Here is a 19,045-nt window from a genome sequence, read left to right as displayed (position 1 = left end):
TTATAAATATTTTTTATAAATTCTATATGATTTTTGTATTACTTCATATTTGTATCTTGAATTCATTTTGGAAGTTGTAGCTGATTCATTATGATAGCATTTTAATGTAGGCTCGTACATTATCTTACCACCCACACTCTTAATTTGACCTGCTAAAATTGCCTCTTCTCCATATAAAAATACCTTTTGCCATAAATTGTCAAAATGTTTGAAAAAAGATGGAGTTAAAACATACAAAGCACCAATGCCCATATAAATGGGTTTTCTTTCAGAATCAAATGGCTTAAATTTTCTTTCTGACGAGTAAAATTTAGTTATCAATTTTGCAACATAATAATGACTATAGTAAACACTATACATTGTTCTTCTTATATATGACACTCTACTAATAACATGCGGATTTTCATGCGAATTGTCATTTGTAACAATATCAGGAGCTAAAATTAAAACATCTGATTCTTGATTGATCTTATTTAATTGATCCAAAAAATCTTTCTCAAAAGTAATATCATTGTTTCCGACAATATAATAATCTGCTTTAAAAACTGAATTTTTAGCATAATTAATTCCATTGTTAAGTCCATCAAAATATCCCTTATTTTCAATTTTAACAACTGAAACTAAATCACTTAAATCATTTTCAATGATATATTGTTTTATAATAAAGAAATCAACTTCATCTTTAGAATTATCAACAACAATAATTCTAACTTCATTTTGAGGATAAAACAATACTACATTTTGAATGTATTTTAATGTTTCTTCTCGAGAATGGTAATTAACACATATGAAAACGAACTTCATACTCATTTAGCTGTTTTTTTGCAAATATTAATAATAACAGCAGGGACTAAAAAACTAATTAAGACAGCATTATGCACTGTTATAGACAACAAAATAGTGTGAAATAAATAAGTATAGACCACAATCATTATAGCTATTGCAGCAAGAGATCCTTTTACCGCTTTTCCATAGAAATATCCTGAAAAAATACCATATAAAAAAAACACAAATAAACCTCCTAATAAACTAAAATCATCTATGAATTGTCTAAAAGCAGTAAAAATATTTGTTGTTAAAGAAGAGTCTTTTTTTGAAAATCCTAGATACTTTGTGTAAACTCCTATTTCATTTTTAGAAATACCTAATAAATCATAAAGGGAACTGTAGGAGTATTTCCCTAACCCAAGTGTACTAAAATTAGAATATTCATTTTCAAAATAGGTTGAAAAGGCAGATATTCCCCCAAAAAGATATTCTTTAAAAACAGTAGTTGATGTCTCTAAATTTTCAGGAGTTAGCGAAAATTGTTGTCTTCTTAACATATCTCCACCAATAAATATAATAAAGGCAAAAACAATAAGTACCATCATTTTTTTTATTAGCTTTTTTTCAGCAAAAAAATTATTATTTCCTTTATAGTTGAGCTTTTGATCATAAACAGTTATCCAAAAACTAGACAAAAATACTTGAACTAAAATTAAAATAAAACCTGCTCTTCCCGCTTGAGCAATTCCCATAATTAGCAATGATATGTATGGTAAAAACAAAAACCATTTTATTTTTCTATACAATAAAAAGTAGATAGTGGTCAGTACCACATCGCTATAACCTAACATTAAAATGGCTCTAACAGCAATAGGGACAGAAATTTCTTCAAGTGCTCCTCGTGCAGCCCATCCAGCTGTAACACCAGCTTCAAAAGAACCAAAAAAAGAAACAAAATAACCAAAATATAGTATTGCACCAACAAAAGATAGAACTCCTAATATTATTAAAAAAAAAGTAAATTTACTTTTAAAAGTTAGCGACTGATATATTTTATAGTCTGTACCAAAATTGACCTTTTTAGATGATAGACTCTCCAAATAACTTCCTGTTATATCGCCTAAAAAAAACGAAAAAATAAAAATAAAAAAAAGCTGTGCTGTAGTAGATGTAAAATAATATTCTGGTGCAAAAACGAATTGTAAAATCACACAAACTCCCCAAGTAATACCTAAAATACCTGTAGGGCTTAAAAAATAATTAGAAAAATCTTTTCTAATTATAAGTATTAAAAGAATACCTAATATGAAAAAAAAATGTAGCATTTATTCTGCAAAAAACCAACTTATTTTGTTACATCTCCTCTATATATTGAAAGAGTAATAATGTAAAGCAATCTAAGTTATAGTTCGTTATTATTAATCGTTTTAAACATTTTTTTTATTTCTATTGAACTAAATAATGTTAAAATTGTCAGTGCTACAAAAATAAACATTCTAATCATTAAATGTGAGTTCTCTGTTAAAATATAATTGGAAATTAAAAAGGAAATTAAAACTAAAAAAATATTCTTAACTATGAACATGGGCGAAATTTTAATACGGTAAACATTTACAGAATAATAGTACACAAAAACATTATACAAAACCTGAGCTAAAATTGATACCAAACAGGCTGCCTGTACACCCCAAATGGGAATTAGCCAAACATTCAGAATCAAGCTTAATCCAGCAACAACCAAGGCAACTTTCGCCATAAGCTCTGTTTTGCCATCTACTTCTAATCCTTTATGTAAATACATCGATATGGTTCCCAAAAAAATAGAAAACACAACTAGAAACATAAGATTGGTTTCTAACAGATACTTTTTACTTACTATATAAACCAGCACATATTCCCCAATAAAAAAAATGCCCATAAAAATAGATGTAAATAGCGTGGTTAGCAATTTAATATTCTGTATAATTATATTCTCAATTTCTTTTTTATCAACCGCTGTTTTAGCCATTTGAATAATTATTGGATGTGAAGCCATAAGCAAAGGCATGGTAATAAAACCTGACAATCCAACAGACAAATCTCTGAAAGAAGCATAATTAGCAACTAAATTTGTTATATTAAAATACTTAAAAAGTATCCTATCTCCTATAGCAAAAAATTGAGAGGCAAAGAACCAAATACAAACAGGAATTCCATACGTTAGTACTTTTTTGGCGATTTTAAAATCAAAAACGGCAAAAACTCTTTTATTTAATAATAATTCATAAATCTTATCCGAATACATTACATAATTGCTCGCTAAGAAATAACTCAAGAAAAGGACTGCAAATATTGCATAAAGATTTTCCTTACAATAAAAATAACAACCAGTTACACCTATTACCTGTACAACACTCTGAACAAATGTTGATCTAATTTGAATTAAAACACGTCTTTCAGCTTGCAAAAAACTATATAACAAATTAATAAATGTTTGAGAAAGCATTAAGAACAAACCCAACCCAATTATTAAAAAATCTTTTAATCCGAAGTAACACATAATGAAAAAACCAATAGCTCCAACGAAGTATAGAATTAATTGCAGAAAAATAATATTGATTTTTAAAACATCTAAATTATTTTTTGCATCATAATCCGGGTAAAAATAAATAACGGAACTATTTATCCAACCGCTAATTAGCTGTCCAAACAACAAAATTGTAGCACTTACAAAAACATAATTTGAATAAAGTGAATTAGATAAAGTTCTTGTTAAAAGATAAATGGTAAGCAATCCTGATATGGCTGGTAAAATCTTTACCACCAAATATTTTAAAACATCTTTATTTAAATTATTGACTTGCGTTTGATTTCGCATACTTAAAATTATTTAAACAACAAATTACTATCAAACAATGGAAAAATTGTTTTTTCTCTAACTAAGAAAATAAAACAATAAAAGCCAAATAAAAGATAACTTAAAAATAAAATTTTTGGGATTTTTTTTTCTCCAAATAAAATAGATTTATTTGTTATGAATACCAAATTAACGATAGACATATTCAAAAGTATTCTGATAAAAACAGCCATTTCGTAGTAAACCACAATGAGTAATAGCATGACAATATTAATATTTACAATCATGATATTTAACCTTTTATCACTTGTAGTGCCATTTACGTCATCTGATTTTAAAAAATATTTAACAATCCACAGGTTTGCAATTTGAATAGATGAATAAAACAAAAATAGCGATAAACTAGTAGTATAAAATATTACTTTATCCTTTGAATATATTGACAATATTCTAAATATTAAATCATGTGACACTAAAACTATTGTAAGTAAACCAATGACCCAAAATACAATCGTTTTAATTTTGATCTCATTTTCTTTAAAAGCTAACAAAAAAATTAAATACATTAGCGATGAGATGTGAATAGTTGAAGCAAGCAGTACACACAGAACGAATTTCTCTCTATAATATTTTTCATTTCTAAAAACTGAGATGAATCCTTGTAATACAATTGAAAAAGCGATAAAATTCCTTAAAACAACATATTCTAATGGAAAAAAGAACCACAAGAAACACAACCCTACAAATGCTGGAACATTTGAAAAGATATAGAAAAAACGGAATATAAAAAGTAAAACTATTCCTGAAACTATTATTAAAAATTCCTGTAAACTTAATCCCAAATATCTAGAACAGAACATTAAAAAACTGTAACCTCCTTCAAATTTTAGGAATTCTATTTTAGAGATAGAAACACTATACATTTCTGTATACATTCTGCGATCTGCATTTGAATAATTCCATCCAAAAAGCAACCACATAAAAACAAATAAAATCAACAGGATTATCTTCGATCTCTTAAAAAAAAAAGCTAAACCAGACAGTACTACACCAAAAAAAAACGCTATCATGAATTTCTATTCCTTTATAATTCTATTCTGACTCTAAAAAAATATTTTAAAAATCATTTAAACACAGAAAATCTTTTCATCATTGGTATTTTGCAATTTTTCTTAAATATTCAGCATAGGTACTTTTACCTAAAATTCCTGCACAATTTTTAAACTGCTCATTATTTATGAAGCCCTTCCTATAAGCAACTTCTTCTATACAAGCAATTTTAAGGCCTGTACGTTTTTCTACAGCTTTTACAAATTCTGTAGCTTCTGTCAACGACTCATGCGTGCCAGTATCTAACCATGCAAACCCCCTTCCCATTAATTGTAAATTAAGAGCTCCTTTTTCTAGATAAATTTGGTTTACTGTAGTTATTTCAAGCTCCCCTCTATGCGAAGGTTTGACGTTTTTAGCAATTTGAACAACTGAATTTGGATAAAAATATAATCCAACAACTGCAAAATTAGATTTTGGTTGTTCAGGTTTTTCTTCAATCGAAAGAACTTTACCGCTATCATCAAACTCAGCAACTCCGTAACGTTCAGGATCATCTACATAATATCCAAAAACCGTTGCTTCTTTCCTGTCAGTAACAATACTTACAGCATTAGACAGCAAATTTTGAAGTCCTGCTCCATAGAAAATATTATCGCCAAGAATCAAACATACATCATCATCCCCAATAAATTCTTCACCTAAAATAAAAGCTTGAGCTAAACCATCGGGAGATGGTTGTTCTACGTATGAAAGTTTTAATCCGATTTGACTTCCATCACCAAACAATCTTTGGAAATTTGGTAAATCATGAGGAGTAGATATAATCAATATTTCTTTTATTCCAGCTAACATTAATACTGATAGCGGATAATAAATCATTGGTTTGTCATAAATTGGCAATAATTGCTTAGAAACCACTTGTGTAAGCGGATGTAATCGTGTTCCTGAACCTCCTGCTAAAATTATTCCTTTCATATTTTAAAGCTTTGGGCTTTAAGTTTTAAGCTTTAAGCAAAACTTCAGAAAAGCTTACGGCTTATAGCTTACGGCTTATAGCTATTGATATTGTTTTTCGTAATATTTTGCGTATTCTCCAGAAGTTATGTTATTCAACCATTGTGTATTATCTAAATACCAATCGATAGTTTGCTTCAATCCTTCTTCAAAAGTAACCGATGGTTTCCAGCCTAATTCAGCATTGATTTTTGAGGCATCTATAGCATAACGCAAATCGTGTCCTGGTCGATCTTTTACAAAAGTGATTAATTTAGCTGATTCACCTTCTGGACGACCTAGTTTCTCATCCATTTTTTCACACAATAAACGAACTAAATCTATATTTTTCCACTCGTTAAATCCGCCAATATTATATGTTTCGTGATTTTTTCCTTTGTGAAAAACCAAATCTATAGCTACTGCATGATCTTTTACAAACAACCAATCACGAGTATAATTACCATCACCATATACTGGCAAAGGTTTTTTATTGATAATATTATTGATGAATAAAGGAATTAGTTTTTCTGGAAAATGAAAAGGACCGTAATTGTTAGAACAGTTTGTCAATACATACGGAAGTCCATACGTTTCTCCATAAGCTCTCACGAAATGGTCTGAACTAGCTTTAGAAGCAGAGTATGGCGAATTAGGATCATATGGTGTCGTTTCTGTAAATAGTCCAGTTTCTCCTAAAGAACCATAAACCTCATCTGTAGAAATATGATAAAAACGTTTTCCATCAAAATTATCCTTCCAAAGTTTTTTGAAAGCATTCAAAAGATTTACTGTTCCAATGATATTTGTTTTCACAAACGCTAATGGATCTGTAATTGATCTATCTACATGAGATTCTGCAGCAAGATGCAAAACTCCTTCAAACTGATATTTTTCGAAAATTTCATTTATAAAAACTTCATCAACAATATCACCTTTTAAAAAAGTATAATTTGATTCGTTCTCGATATCTTTAATATTTTCTAAATTTCCGGCATAAGTTAGTGCATCTAAATTATAAACATGATAGTTAGGATAGTTTTGAACAAACCTTCTAACCACATGAGACCCTATGAATCCCGCACCCCCCGTAATTAATATACTTTTCATAAACTAACTTCCTACTGCTGAATAAACAAACCCAATTTCTTTCACTTTTTGTTTGTCCAAAAGATTTCTTCCATCAAAAACAAAAGCTGGTTTAGACATTGAGTCATATATTTTTTGCCAATCATAAGTTTTGAATTCATCCCATTCAGTTAAGATAGCAATAGCATGAGCATTATTACAAGCTTCATAAGGATTTGTTTCTACTTTAATTTTATCTTCTATTCCTTCTAAATCAAATTTTATTTGATCATGAGAAACTTTTGGATCGTAAACAACCACATTAGCTTGCTCAGCAATTAAATCCTGAGCGACAGTTATAGCTGCTGATTCACGTGTATCATTTGTATCTTTTTTAAACGCCCAGCCTAACATTGCAATTCGTTTACCCGAAACTGTATTATACAGAGTTTGCACTATATTTTTTGAAAAGCGATGTTTTTGATGATCATTCATAATAACCACTTGCTCCCAATAATCGGCAACTTCGTTTAAACCGTAAGACTTTGCTATATAAACTAAGTTTAATATATCTTTTTGGAAACATGATCCTCCAAAACCAACTGATGCTTTAAGAAATTTTGATCCAATACGAGAGTCCATTCCAATAGCTCTAGCTACTTCATTAACATCCGCTTCTGTTTTTTCACACAATTCAGAAATTGCATTGATTGAAGAAACACGTTGCGCTAAAAATGCATTAGCAGTTAATTTTGATAACTCAGATGACCAGACATTTGTTGTTAATATTCTATCTTTTGGCACCCAATTAGCATATACTTCTAGTAAAGATTGAATTGCTTCTGCATCATTTCCTCCAATAAGTACGCGATCAGGATTATGCAAATCAGTTACTGCGGTACCTTCTGCTAAAAATTCAGGATTTGAAAGAATTTGAAAATTTACTCCATTACCTGTATTATCTAAAATACTTTTAATAGCCTCTGCAGTACGCACTGGTAAAGTTGATTTTTCAACTACAATTTTATCAGACTTTGCTACTCGAGCAATTTGACGAGCACATAATTCTATATATTTTAAATCGGCTGCCATTCCTTTACCTGCACCATACATTTTTGTAGGTGTATTAACAGAAATAAAAATCATTTCTGATTCTTCAATAGCCTTGTCTACATCAGTAGAAAAAAATAAATTTCTCCCTCTAGCCTCTTTTACGACCTCATCTAAACCAGGCTCATAAACAGGTAGTTTTCCAAAGTCTACATCATTCCAAGCCGCAATTCTCGCTTCATTTAAATCGACAACTGTTACTTTAATATCTGGACATTTTTGTGCAATAACTGCCATTGTAGGACCTCCCACATAACCAGCACCTATACAGCAAATGTTTTTTATTTTCATTTAATTAAAAAATTAGTGTGTAAAATTACAGTTTTCCATCGACATGAGAACCTAAAATTCCTTTCACATCATATAAAACAGAGTTTTCTTTTCTTAATTGAGATAAATCTATATCCATAAATTCTTTGTGAGCAACTCCTAGAACCAAAGCATCAAATTTACCAGATGGTAAATTAGTTTCTGTATCTAAATTATATTCATGATTTACTTCTGCAGGATTTACCCAAGGATCATAAATTGTTACGTTTATTCCATAATCATTCAATGCTGCAATCACATCTACTATTTTAGTATTACGTACATCTGGGCAATTTTCTTTAAAAGCTATTCCAAGCATTAACAAATTGGCTCCATTTATGGCAATACCTTTTTTAATCATTAATTTAACGACTTGCGACGCAACATACTCGCCCATGCTGTCATTCAGTCTTCTACCAGCCAAAATAATTTCGGGGTGATATCCTTTTTCTTGTGCTTTTTGAGCTAGATAATATGGGTCAACACCAATGCAATGACCTCCAACTAATCCTGGTTTAAAAGGAAGAAAATTCCATTTTGTTCCAGCTGCAGCTAAAACATCTTGTGTGTCGATTTCTAAAATATTAAAAATCTTTGACAACTCATTTACAAAAGCAATATTGATGTCTCTTTGAGAATTCTCGATAACCTTTGCCGCTTCTGCTACTTTAATTGTGGGCGCAAGATGTGTTCCTGCAATGATTACCGATTTGTATAATTCATCAACTTTAACACCTATTTCTGGAGTAGAACCAGATGTAACTTTAAGTATTTTTTCTACAGTATGCTCTTTGTCTCCTGGATTAATTCTTTCAGGAGAGTAACCTGCAAAAAAATCTTCATTAAACTTTAATCCACTTACTCGCTCTAGAACTGGTACACATTCTTCCTCAGTAACCCCAGGATATACTGTAGATTCATAAATTACTATATCTCCTTTTTTAAGCACTTTACCAACTGCTTCACTAGACTTATAAAGCGGCGTCAAATCTGGCTTATTATGCTTATCTACTGGTGTTGGCACCGTTATCACATAATAATTACAATCTTTTATATCATCTAAAAAAGTTGAACAAAACAATCCATTTCCTTTAGAATTATCTTTTTTTAGAACTGACTTTAATAAATCTTCACCCACTTCGAGTGTAAAATCTTGTCCTTGATTTAATTCTTTTACTCTATTTTGATTGATATCGAAACCTACAACATCGTATTTAGTAGCAAACAATCTTGCTAAGGGCAAACCCACATAACCTAATCCAATAACTGCAATCTTCATACTATTTTAAATTTTCCCAATACCATTTTACAGCTTCTTTTAAGCCTTGTTGCAATGAATACTGTGGATTATATCCTAAAATTTCTTTTGCTTTTTCTATACTTGCCAATGAGTGTGGTATATCTCCTGCTCTATTTGGCCCATGAACGATTTCAACTTTAGCAATTTCAGAATCAAAAAAAGACAATTCTTTACGTAAAATTGTAACTAATTGATTTAATGTAGTTCTATCTCCATAAGCTGTATTAAAAACTGTATTTACAGCTTTAGGATTTTCAGACAACATTGCCAATTCATTCATTTGAATCACATTATCAATATAAGTAAAGTCACGAGAATAATTTCCGTCACCGTTAATCACAGGGCTTTCATGCTTCATGAATTGCATTACAAACTTTGGAATAACTGCTGCATAAGCACCGTTTGGATCTTGCTTTCTTCCAAAAACATTAAAATATCTTAATCCAATAGTTTCTATACCATAAGTTTTACTAAATATTTCCGCATACAATTCATTCACATATTTAGTAATTGCGTAAGGAGAAAGTGGTTTCCCTATTTTATCTTCAACTTTTGGAAGACTTTCAGAATCTCCATAAGTAGAGGAACTGGCTGCATAAACAAAACGTTTCACTCCCGCTTCCTTGCTTGCCTGTAGCATATTCAAAAAACCATTAACATTAACTTCATTTGATGTTAATGGATCTTTAATAGACCTTGGAACTGAACCTAAAGCTGCTTGATGTAAAACATAATCAACTCCAATTACAGCTTTTTCACAATCTTCATAATTTCTAATATCACCTTCGATAAAGGTAAAATTATCATATCGTAAAAATTGCTCTATATTTTTTTTATGTCCTGTAGCAAAGTTATCCAAACAAATAACTTGATAATTTTTTCTTAAAAAATATTCGCACAAATTGGAACCAATAAAACCAGCACCTCCTGTTATTAATACCTTTTTCATCAATTTGTTTAAGTTATTTTTTTAATATTTTATCTATTATTTTTCTAATTGGACTTTTTACCTCGTCGACTTCTAAATAACCTTCTCCATAATTTCCATAGCCATAACCGTAACCATAGCCATAACCGTAACCATAGCCATATCTAGCTTTAATTTCAAATCCATTGAAGACAATACTTATGTTATTAAGCTCTCCTCTTTTATGTTTATTATTAACCAAGGTTAACATATCATTTTTAGTTACATTTTGTCTTACAACATATAACGTTGCATCAGAAAACTGAGTTAATTCTAATGCATCAGAAACCAATCCCACAGGAGGGGTATCTAATATTATGTAATCATATCTTCCTTTAAGTTCATTAATCATTTCTTCCATACTCTCTCCCATAATTAACTCAGAAGGATTTGGAGGTATTGGCCCAGAAGGTATAAAGTCAAGATAAGGAATTTGTGTTTTCTGAACTATTTCATCAATTGATTTCTGACCAATTAAATAGTTAACAACACCAACATTATTTTCTATTTTAAAATCATCGAATATTTTAGGCTTTCTTAAATCAAGACCAACGATAACAGTCTTTTTTTCACTCAACGCAAAAACAGTTGCTATATTTATTGAACAAAAAGTTTTCCCTTCTCCCCCAACTGATGAAGTTAACATTAGAACTTTTGTACCTGCTTGTTGTTTTTTATATAAAAATTGTAGAGAAGAACGTATTGCTCTAAAACTTTCAGATAATGGTGATTTAGGCTTTTCAAAAACTGCCAAGTTTGAAATTGTATGCTTTTTACCAATAACACCAATAACAGGAATTTTTGTAAGCCTAGCAATATCTCCTGTATTTTTAATAGTATTATCAAGAATAGTCTTTACAAAAACTAGAATCAAAGGTATTAGTAATCCTAACAAGAATGCTAAAACATAATTCACACTTGTTTTTGGACCTAGCAAACCTCCTCCTGTATCCTTAGCTGTATCAATAAATTGAATATCCGACAAATTTGCCGCCTTAACAATATCAGCTTCACTTCTTTTCTCTAAAAAAGTGTTATAAATATTTTTATTAAGATCGTATTTTCTATTTATTTTAACTAATTCCTGTTGTTGCCCAGGCAATTTCCTTATGTTACTTTCTGCTTTACCAATCTTTCTATTAACAACTCCTAAATCATACAAAATAGAAGCTTTTGCTGTAGAAATATTTTCGAGTAAAACACTCTTTAAAGCATCCATTTGAACATCAAAATCCTTAAACTTTTTTTCATTCTTCAATGTATAAGCCATTTCAGACCTTTCAGCTGACAATGCTGTTAATTTTGAAACATTTGAAATAATATTAGGATCATCAATTCCTGCTACTGATGGGGCTGGAAGTTTAGAAAAATCTACGCTGTTTACTAAATATGAATTTAAAGAATTATAATAGTTTAACTTCCTATTTAATAAATCCTTTTCGACATCAAGTCCAGATAATTGAGATGTAATTTGTTCTCCACCAGCTTCAACCTCAAAAATATTTTTATCTCTACTAAAATCTTTAAGTTCATCCTCTGTATTTTTAAGTTGACCCTCCATAGCCACTAAAGTACTATCTATAAAAGATATCGTATTAGTTGCAAATTGATTCTTTAATTGCAACTGTCTATTCATCAATATATTAATAGTACCATTTAAGTAATCAACCAATCTTTCTTTATTAGTACCTTGAAGATTTAGTTTCAAAATTGAACCTGCTTTTGCATCAGTCTCAACATCAATACCTTGATAACTCGATACAGTACCATTAAAATCAGCAAACCTCACCATGTAATCCCCTCCTTCGTAAAGACCTGGATTTTCTGTAAGCTCTAATTTCCAATGCAAAAAAGGTAGAGAAACTTGTTCTCCAATTTTGTATTTTTTCTTGAACTCTCCTACAACAACATTTGTATTACTTTCCGTTTCTGTTGCATAATTATACATGACAGCACTTGGATTCTCAAAATTTATTGAAAGTTCATACTCTGTTTGATTTAAAAACTTAATGTTTATAAGTTGACCTTTTAATTGAGGTAGATTCTTATTAGTATTGATATAAAAAGGGACTTCACCATAAGCATCTTCTATATTGTACTTCCCTTGCCTTAAATATTCGATATAATAATTAAGTTGTTTTACAACAATTTCATTATGTGATCTTGATTTTATTGTGGTAATTAAAGTTTGTACTTGGTCAGATGTACCTCCCCAATTAAAAACCAAACTTGTATTTGAAGTAAAAAAAGGATTATTTTCTTCTTTGTAAGCTATGATTGTTGAAATACCATAGATTTTTTGTTTTCTAACATTAATTTGATAGGCAATTGTAAAAGCTATTACTAAACTTACTATAAACCATACCCAATGCCCAACGATTTTAACAAAAAAAGCTTTAAAATCAAAATGATTTTGACTTTCAAAAAACGAAAAATCTTTTGTATCGAGCATAAATATTATCTATTAATCAATAAATACGTAGTTATAACCAAAGACAACGCACTTAAAATTGTTGTAACCGATTGCAATCCATTTATACCAAATCCCCATGTTTTTTGTTTTATTGGCTTTACATAAATATAGTCATTTGGCTGAATATAGTAGTAAGGTGATTTTATGGCATCAACACTTGTCAAATCTATTGTATGAACTTCTGTTCCATGAGGATATTGCCTCACCAAAACTACTTCTTTATGATTCCCAGTGATATTTATATCACCACTGTTTGCTATAGCTTCGAGTATAGTAACTTTATCCTGAAAAAGTGTTTTTGTTCCTGGTGAACGTACTTCCCCGTTTGTTGTGTAACGTAATCCTGCTAATTTTACCAAAACAAACAAATCTGCTTCTTTATTAAAGTATTCGTCTAACAATTGTTTTTCGACTTTTGCTCTAACCTCTTCAAGAGTCAAACCTAAAACCGCAATTTCACCAAGCACTGGAACCCTAATATTTCCGTGATCATTAACAGTAAAACCATCAAAATATAATGCATCTGTTGAATTAGCAACGGCTCCACTTGTTGAAGAGTTAAACATTTCGACCAATTTTTGATCTAATGCTTTTAATTTGATACTCAAAACATCATTTATTTGAATACGATATGGCTTTAAAGGCACAACCTCTATTGAAGTTCCATTTTTCTTTGCATTTGCATCTTGAAGATAAGTCAAATCCTTATTAGACACACATGACGTCATAAAAACAACAAACATTAAACAAAGAAAACTATATATTTTATTCATATTTTGAGTGAATTTAAGGAAACAAATATAGTTTTTCATTTCTAATAATGAAATCATATTCCTTTAATTATTCTTGATTGAATTCTCGAACGGAATTCGGTTAATTATACTTCTTCCCAATGTAACTTCATCAGCATATTCAAGTTCATCTCCTACAGAAATTCCTCTTGCAATTGAAGAAGTAATAATTCCTGTATCTTTTATCTGTTTATAGATATAAAAGTTGGTCGTATCCCCTTCCATCGTTGAACTTAATGCAAAAATAATTTCCTGAACATTTCCCAACTTCACTTTTTCGACAAGGCTTGAAATATTCAATTGACTTGGCCCTATCCCATCTATTGGCGAAATCTTCCCACCAAGAACGTGATAAATCCCTCTAAATTGCCCTGTATTTTCGATAGCCATTACATCTCTTATATCTTCTACCACACAAATGATGTGATGATTTCTATTTGGGTTAGCACAAATTTCACAAATAGCCACATCTGAAATATTATGACATGATTCACAAAATTTTATATCCTCTCGCATTTTTTGCAAGGCATTTGTCAAAAACTCAGTTTGTTCCTTTGGTTGCTTTAACAAATGTAACACCAAACGTAAAGCCGTACGTTTACCTATCCCTGGCAACTGTGACATTTCATTTACTGCGCTTTCTAATAATTTTGAAGAGAAATCCATTGTGCAAAAATAGTCAATTTGGGAGTGGTATAATTTGAAAAATTGAAGATTATTTATGTAAATTGGCACAATCTAAAAACATTTCAATGAGCCCGTTTGCAATTTTATCACTTATCATAATCTATTTTGGAATTTTATTTTTCATTTCTCACGTTATGAGTAAAAATAACAGCGGAAATGATGCTTTTTTTAAAGCCAACAAAAATTCTAAATGGTATTTGGTTGCTTTTGGGATGATTGGAACTGCCCTTTCTGGAGTAACCTTTATTTCGGTTCCGGGTGAAGTTGGCAATCCAGATTTACAATTTAAATATTTTCAGTTTGTATTAGGAAATGCCATAGGTTTTATAGTTGTTGCTACTGTCCTATTACCATTGTATTATAGAATGAATTTGACTTCTATTTATGGCTATATCGAACAACGACTTGGAAAAACTAGTTATAAAACAGCTGCATCCATTTTCTTGATTAGTCGCACAATTGGATCAGCTTTTAGATTGTACTTAGTGGTTATTGTACTTCAACGCTATGTTTTTGATTATTATGGAATCCCTTTCACCGTTACAGTTTTTCTATCACTATTATTGATTTTTGCTTACACCTATAAAGGCGGATTAAAAACGATTATTATTACAGATACTTTACAGACATTCTTCTTAGTTTCTTCAGTATTTTTAACTATTTTCTTTATTTGCAAAAGTTTAGATTTGAGTGTTTTTCAAGCATTTCAAACTGTGAAAGAAAGTCAATATTCTAAAGTTTTCTTTTTTGACGATTATCTAAAAGGAAATTATTTTTGGAAACAAATCATAGGTGGAATATTTGTAACTATTGCCATGGTTGGTCTTGACCAAGATTTAATGCAAAAGAATTTGAGTTGTGCTAACATTGGTGAAGCACAAAAAAACATGTTCACTTTTACAGGAATATTTGTTGTTATAAACATCTTCTTCTTGAGTGTTGGAGCATTATTATATATGTATGCCGAGAAAAACGGAATTGCTGTTCCTATGGTTGATGACGTTGCCAGAACAGATTTTCTATTTCCGGAAATAGCCTTAAAATCACTGGGATTGATTCCTGCAATTGTATTTTTATTAGGACTTACAGCAGCTACCTTTGCCACAACCGATTCGGCTTTAACTGCCTTAACAACATCTTTTTGTGTTGACTTTTTGGGAATGGAAAAAACCGAAAACGTTAATAATCCAAATATTGTTAGAACTCGACATTTAGTTCATATTGGATTTTCTTTTTTGATGTTTTTAGTGATTGTGTTTTTCAATGCGGTGAATGACGCTTCTGTAGTGAAGATGATTTTCAAAATTGCATCATATACTTACGGACCGCTTTTAGGATTATATGCTTTTGGTTTGTTCATGAAAACAAAAACAGTAAATGATAAATTAGTTCCTGTTATCTGTTTAATTTCGCCAGCAATTTGTTATTTCATTTCGACATATTCCTCGGTATGGTTGGGAGGTTATACAATTGCAGAAGAACTAATTATCATCAATGGATTAATTACTTTTATTGGCCTATTATTCATCAGTAAACCAGCAACTGGAGAAACGAGGTTTTAATACTGGTTAGTTGTCAGCAAAACCAAAGTACAAGCAACCTCATAACTTATTTTGCTTAAATCAAGAATTTTATAAAACTCAGGATTTTCTGTACCTGGATTAAAGATGACCCTTCTTGGTTTTAAACCTACAATGTAATCATAATATTCATTTTGCCGTTGTGGATTAATATATAATGTTACTGTATCGATCCCTTCAAAATTAGGAAAACCTTTTTGAACATCTACACCAAGAATATTTTCGTTTTTTAATCCAATAGCTACGACTTCATGATTGTGATTCAACAATCTGTTTATGGCCAAAAAAGAATATCTTTCAGGATTAGAACTTGCCCCAATAACTAAAGTTTTCATTGTATTTCTGTTTTACTAAATAAAATTAGTATTTTTAATCGAAAATAAACTATTCCTTAACATTACTTTCATATCAAAAAATTATTACCAAGCTAATTTTGCAAAAAACTTATGGATTTATTTTTCTACATTTTCGCTGCTTTGTTTTCTGTATTAAACCCTATTGGAGCCATCCCTGTTTTTGTTGGACTAACCAATGGTTATACACGTGAAGAACTTTCGAAAACATCTTTGTGGACAGCAATAAATGTTTTTATCATTATGATTGTCGCCTATTTTATGGGTGAATATGTCTTACGATTTTTTGGAATTAGTCTAGAAGCACTTCGAATTGCAGGCGGTATGATTATTGCTAATTCTGGATTTGGTTTGTTATCTGGAAAAGTGAAAAAGCGCAAAGGGATTAATAAAAAAGTAGAATCTGAAGCGCAAGAAAAACACGCCATTGCTTTAACTCCGCTTGCTATGCCATTATTAGCAGGACCAGGTTCGATTTCTTTATTAATTGCTTTTTACCAGGAACATCACAATTGGATTGCTATTTCTATTGCGGTTGGAGCCATTCTGGCAGTTGCCTTATCAATTTTCTTAGTTCTAAACAGTGCACATTATTTAGTAAAATATCTTGGAGAAGCAGGAATCGTAGCTATTTCAAGAATTGTTGGATTTTTCGTAATTGCTATTGGAGTACAATATATTGTGAATGCTATTTTAAAGATTATTGAAAACAGCCACATTATAAAATAAATTTCAAACTCATTTGAAATAAAAATCCCAAACATAAAAAGTTTGGGATTTTTTATTTCTATTTTATTCTTTTTGCAAAAACACTTCCGCCATCATACAGCGAGCACTTCCACCGCCATATTTTTCAATAGTTTCTAAATTTGAATACAAAATAGATGTATGTTTTTCAATTTGACCAATTTGTCCTTTATTTAATGAGTTATAAGCGGATTCGCTCATCACCAAATAATTTTTATCAGCACCTTTTATCTGAAGCATATTTCCAGCAAAAGCACTTACTTGGTTTTCTGCGATATAAATAATTTCCTTATCGTCTTGTTTTAAACTATCAACAACCGATTTTCTTTCTGTTTTATCATCAATACATTCAGAACATACTACAGCGAAAGTCTCACCTATTGCCATCATTACATTAGTATGATAAATCAGTTCACGATTACCTTCAACTGTTTGATATGCATTAAAGATTATTGGAGAATATTCAAAATCTTCGCAAAACTCAATAAACAAATCTTCATCAGCTCTAGGAGATAATGCGCAATATGCTTTATTATTTGTTCTGTCTAAAACTATACTTCCAGTTCCTTCAAGGAAAACACCTTCTTCTTCAGCAGAAGTATAATCCATCACATCGTTTATTACAAAACCTTCATCTTCCAAAAGATCCAAGATATCATCACGACGTTCTAATCTTCTATTTTCAGCAAACATTGGATACAAAATTACATCTCCCGTTTCATGAAAAGAAATCCAATTATTTGGAAAAATTGCATCTGGTGTATCCGTATCTTTCGTATCATCTACTACAATAACATTCACACCAACTTCCTGTAGCTTTACAACTAGAGCATCAAATTCTTGTTGGGCTTTCGCATTAATAGTAGCAGGAAGCATACCATTGCTTTCTTTTTGATAAAAATTATTCACCGCTGTCTGTTCATTCTTACGAAATGAAACAGGACGAATCATTACTATAGTATTGGTAATTTGCTGCATTATCTATTTTTTATAGTATCAGTAACTGCTTCTAAAATGTCAAGAGTTACTTCTGCCATTGTATTTTCTTTCTCGTCCAAACAAGGATTTACTTCAACAATTTCAATACAAGCCGTTTTTTTATTTTGTGCCAAAGCAACTAATAAATCTTTAGCCTCCAATTGAGAAATTCCATCTGGAACTGGTGTTCCTGTACCATGAGAAGTCATATCAGGATCCATAGAATCTACATCGAAAGTAACATAAATAATATCGCAATTTTTTAAATGCTCATTGATTCCTTCAACTATCGCCGAAATACCTTGAGTACGAACATCATTAACAGTAAACCACTTTATTCCGAATTTCTCAATAATTCTTTCCTCTTGTTCTTCGGTATCACGAACAGCTACATAAACAACATCGTCAGGATATATTTTTTGGCTTGTTCCTCCAACATTTTTCAATTGACTCCAAAGTGCTTCAGTTTCAGCATCAACATCATTTATCTTACATTCCAAATTATCGATATTCATTACTGATGCCAATGGCATTCCGTGCATATTACCTGATGGTGTTGTATAAGGTGTGTGAATATCTGCATGCGCATCTATCCAAACAGCTCCAATACGTTTATCTGGAAAAGTTGATTTCAGTCCTGATATAGTTCCTCCTGCAGAACCATGATCTGCAGCTAAAATGATTGGAAAAGAGTTGTTTTTAAGAATTGAAGAGACTTTGGCATTTAGCTCTTCATAAATTGATAGCAATCCGTCTATTCGTTTGGCGAAAGGATATTTTGTTGGTTGATCTAAATATCGGTTAACATTTTGAATTTTGTCGAGAGTATTTTCCCCAAAAATATAGCTCTCTTTTTTCCTGGCAGCAGTTATAATAGCATCTGGTCCCAAAGATGCTCCGCGTGTACCGGCTGTAATTTCAGATTTGTTGATTAAAAAAGTAACATTGGTACTCATAAAGTTTTTTATTTGATTATAGATAAAAGTTTAAAGCATTCTATCTTCGGACAAATATAAAAAAAAGCCTCTCTAA

The 19,045-nt window shown here is 30.6% G+C and carries 17 protein-coding genes; 2 read left to right on the top strand and 15 right to left on the bottom strand.

Annotated features, from left to right (window positions below; translation table 11 throughout):
* The 12 genes from LJY17_RS15140 to recR all read right to left on the bottom strand — a co-directional run bounded on the left by LJY17_RS15140 (position 1) and on the right by recR (position 14,334).
* Complete coding sequence (locus tag LJY17_RS15140; protein WP_264544633.1) at positions 1-810, bottom strand: glycosyltransferase family 2 protein; 810 nt, start codon at positions 808-810, stop codon at positions 1-3.
* Complete coding sequence (locus LJY17_RS15135; protein ID WP_264544632.1) at positions 807-2,093, bottom strand: O-antigen polymerase; 1,287 nt, start codon at positions 2,091-2,093, stop codon at positions 807-809. The genes LJY17_RS15140 and LJY17_RS15135 overlap by 4 nt, the downstream gene beginning before the upstream one ends.
* A gap of 77 nt (positions 2,094-2,170) precedes the next feature.
* Positions 2,171-3,625 carry an oligosaccharide flippase family protein gene (locus LJY17_RS15130; protein WP_264544631.1) on the bottom strand — a complete coding sequence of 485 codons (1,455 nt, stop codon included), beginning with the start codon at positions 3,623-3,625 and terminating at the stop codon, positions 2,171-2,173.
* 8 nt (positions 3,626-3,633) lie between these two features.
* Positions 3,634-4,674, bottom strand: a complete 1,041-nt coding sequence (locus LJY17_RS15125) for an EpsG family protein (protein ID WP_264544630.1) — start codon at positions 4,672-4,674, stop codon at positions 3,634-3,636.
* Positions 4,675-4,753: 79 nt separating this feature from the next.
* Complete coding sequence (gene rfbA / locus LJY17_RS15120) at positions 4,754-5,632, bottom strand: glucose-1-phosphate thymidylyltransferase RfbA (protein WP_264544629.1); 879 nt, start codon at positions 5,630-5,632, stop codon at positions 4,754-4,756.
* 81 nt (positions 5,633-5,713) lie between these two features.
* Positions 5,714-6,760, bottom strand: a complete 1,047-nt coding sequence (gene rfbB, locus LJY17_RS15115) for a dTDP-glucose 4,6-dehydratase (RefSeq protein ID WP_264544628.1) — start codon at positions 6,758-6,760, stop codon at positions 5,714-5,716.
* Between the two features lie 3 nt (positions 6,761-6,763).
* Positions 6,764-8,119: a UDP-glucose 6-dehydrogenase gene (locus tag LJY17_RS15110; RefSeq protein ID WP_264544627.1), complete on the bottom strand. Its 1,356-nt coding sequence runs from the start codon at positions 8,117-8,119 to the stop codon at positions 6,764-6,766.
* Positions 8,120-8,144: 25 nt separating this feature from the next.
* On the bottom strand, positions 8,145-9,416 hold the full coding sequence (locus LJY17_RS15105; RefSeq protein WP_264544626.1) for a nucleotide sugar dehydrogenase: 1,272 nt from the start codon (positions 9,414-9,416) through the stop codon (positions 8,145-8,147).
* Position 9,417: 1 nt separating this feature from the next.
* A complete protein-coding gene (locus LJY17_RS15100; RefSeq protein ID WP_264544625.1) occupies positions 9,418-10,386 on the bottom strand; it encodes an SDR family oxidoreductase in 969 nt (322 codons plus the stop codon).
* Between the two features lie 13 nt (positions 10,387-10,399).
* A complete protein-coding gene (locus tag LJY17_RS15095; protein ID WP_264544624.1) occupies positions 10,400-12,856 on the bottom strand; it encodes a polysaccharide biosynthesis tyrosine autokinase in 2,457 nt (818 codons plus the stop codon).
* Positions 12,857-12,861: 5 nt separating this feature from the next.
* Entirely contained in the window at positions 12,862-13,650 is a 789-nt protein-coding gene (locus tag LJY17_RS15090; RefSeq protein ID WP_264544623.1) for a polysaccharide biosynthesis/export family protein, read from the bottom strand.
* Positions 13,651-13,713: 63 nt separating this feature from the next.
* Positions 13,714-14,334 (bottom strand): recombination mediator RecR, encoded by a 621-nt coding sequence (gene recR, locus LJY17_RS15085; protein WP_264544622.1) that lies wholly within the window; start codon positions 14,332-14,334, stop codon positions 13,714-13,716.
* A gap of 86 nt (positions 14,335-14,420) precedes the next feature.
* Between recR and LJY17_RS15080 the strand changes: the two genes are divergently transcribed.
* Positions 14,421-15,917, top strand: a complete 1,497-nt coding sequence (locus LJY17_RS15080) for a sodium:solute symporter (protein ID WP_264544621.1) — start codon at positions 14,421-14,423, stop codon at positions 15,915-15,917.
* Here the strand turns inward: LJY17_RS15080 and LJY17_RS15075 are convergent.
* Complete coding sequence (locus LJY17_RS15075; RefSeq protein WP_264544620.1) at positions 15,914-16,270, bottom strand: CoA-binding protein; 357 nt, start codon at positions 16,268-16,270, stop codon at positions 15,914-15,916. The genes LJY17_RS15080 and LJY17_RS15075 overlap by 4 nt on opposite strands.
* 111 nt (positions 16,271-16,381) lie before the next feature.
* Here LJY17_RS15075 and LJY17_RS15070 point away from each other — a divergent pair, with 111 nt between their 5' ends.
* On the top strand, positions 16,382-17,017 hold the full coding sequence (locus LJY17_RS15070; RefSeq protein ID WP_264544619.1) for a MarC family NAAT transporter: 636 nt from the start codon (positions 16,382-16,384) through the stop codon (positions 17,015-17,017).
* 63 nt (positions 17,018-17,080) lie between these two features.
* On the opposite strand, the gene ctlX is transcribed toward LJY17_RS15070, so the two are convergent.
* Entirely contained in the window at positions 17,081-18,013 is a 933-nt protein-coding gene (ctlX, locus tag LJY17_RS15065) for a citrulline utilization hydrolase CtlX (RefSeq protein ID WP_264544618.1), read from the bottom strand.
* On the bottom strand, positions 18,013-18,969 hold the full coding sequence (locus tag LJY17_RS15060) for an arginase (RefSeq protein WP_264544617.1): 957 nt from the start codon (positions 18,967-18,969) through the stop codon (positions 18,013-18,015). Before LJY17_RS15060 ends, ctlX begins: the two co-directional genes overlap by 1 nt.
* Between the last annotated feature and the right edge of the window lie 76 nt (positions 18,970-19,045).

Origin of the sequence: Flavobacterium hankyongi (assembly GCF_036840915.1) — a bacterium.
GTDB lineage: Bacteria > Bacteroidota > Bacteroidia > Flavobacteriales > Flavobacteriaceae > Flavobacterium > Flavobacterium hankyongi.
The sequence above is the reverse complement of the archived record's forward strand: the minus strand, read 5'-3'. Positions and strand labels throughout refer to the sequence as shown.

Excerpts from the sequence above, each read along its gene's own strand:
- LJY17_RS15140 (WP_264544633.1), bottom strand. The coding sequence starts at position 810 with ATGAGTATGAAGTTCGTTTTCATATGTGTTAATTACCATTCTCGAGAA.
- LJY17_RS15135 (WP_264544632.1), bottom strand. The coding sequence starts at position 2,093 with ATGCTACATTTTTTTTTCATATTAGGTATTCTTTTAATACTTATAATT.
- LJY17_RS15130 (WP_264544631.1), bottom strand. The coding sequence starts at position 3,625 with ATGCGAAATCAAACGCAAGTCAATAATTTAAATAAAGATGTTTTAAAA.
- LJY17_RS15125 (WP_264544630.1), bottom strand. The coding sequence starts at position 4,674 with ATGATAGCGTTTTTTTTTGGTGTAGTACTGTCTGGTTTAGCTTTTTTT.
- rfbA (WP_264544629.1), bottom strand. The coding sequence starts at position 5,632 with ATGAAAGGAATAATTTTAGCAGGAGGTTCAGGAACACGATTACATCCG.
- rfbB (WP_264544628.1), bottom strand. The coding sequence starts at position 6,760 with ATGAAAAGTATATTAATTACGGGGGGTGCGGGATTCATAGGGTCTCAT.
- LJY17_RS15110 (WP_264544627.1), bottom strand. The coding sequence starts at position 8,119 with ATGAAAATAAAAAACATTTGCTGTATAGGTGCTGGTTATGTGGGAGGT.
- LJY17_RS15105 (WP_264544626.1), bottom strand. The coding sequence starts at position 9,416 with ATGAAGATTGCAGTTATTGGATTAGGTTATGTGGGTTTGCCCTTAGCA.
- LJY17_RS15100 (WP_264544625.1), bottom strand. The coding sequence starts at position 10,386 with ATGAAAAAGGTATTAATAACAGGAGGTGCTGGTTTTATTGGTTCCAAT.
- LJY17_RS15095 (WP_264544624.1), bottom strand. The coding sequence starts at position 12,856 with ATGCTCGATACAAAAGATTTTTCGTTTTTTGAAAGTCAAAATCATTTT.
- LJY17_RS15090 (WP_264544623.1), bottom strand. The coding sequence starts at position 13,650 with ATGAATAAAATATATAGTTTTCTTTGTTTAATGTTTGTTGTTTTTATG.
- recR (WP_264544622.1), bottom strand. The coding sequence starts at position 14,334 with ATGGATTTCTCTTCAAAATTATTAGAAAGCGCAGTAAATGAAATGTCA.
- LJY17_RS15080 (WP_264544621.1), top strand. The coding sequence starts at position 14,421 with ATGAGCCCGTTTGCAATTTTATCACTTATCATAATCTATTTTGGAATT.
- LJY17_RS15075 (WP_264544620.1), bottom strand. The coding sequence starts at position 16,270 with ATGAAAACTTTAGTTATTGGGGCAAGTTCTAATCCTGAAAGATATTCT.
- LJY17_RS15070 (WP_264544619.1), top strand. The coding sequence starts at position 16,382 with ATGGATTTATTTTTCTACATTTTCGCTGCTTTGTTTTCTGTATTAAAC.
- ctlX (WP_264544618.1), bottom strand. The coding sequence starts at position 18,013 with ATGCAGCAAATTACCAATACTATAGTAATGATTCGTCCTGTTTCATTT.
- LJY17_RS15060 (WP_264544617.1), bottom strand. The coding sequence starts at position 18,969 with ATGAGTACCAATGTTACTTTTTTAATCAACAAATCTGAAATTACAGCC.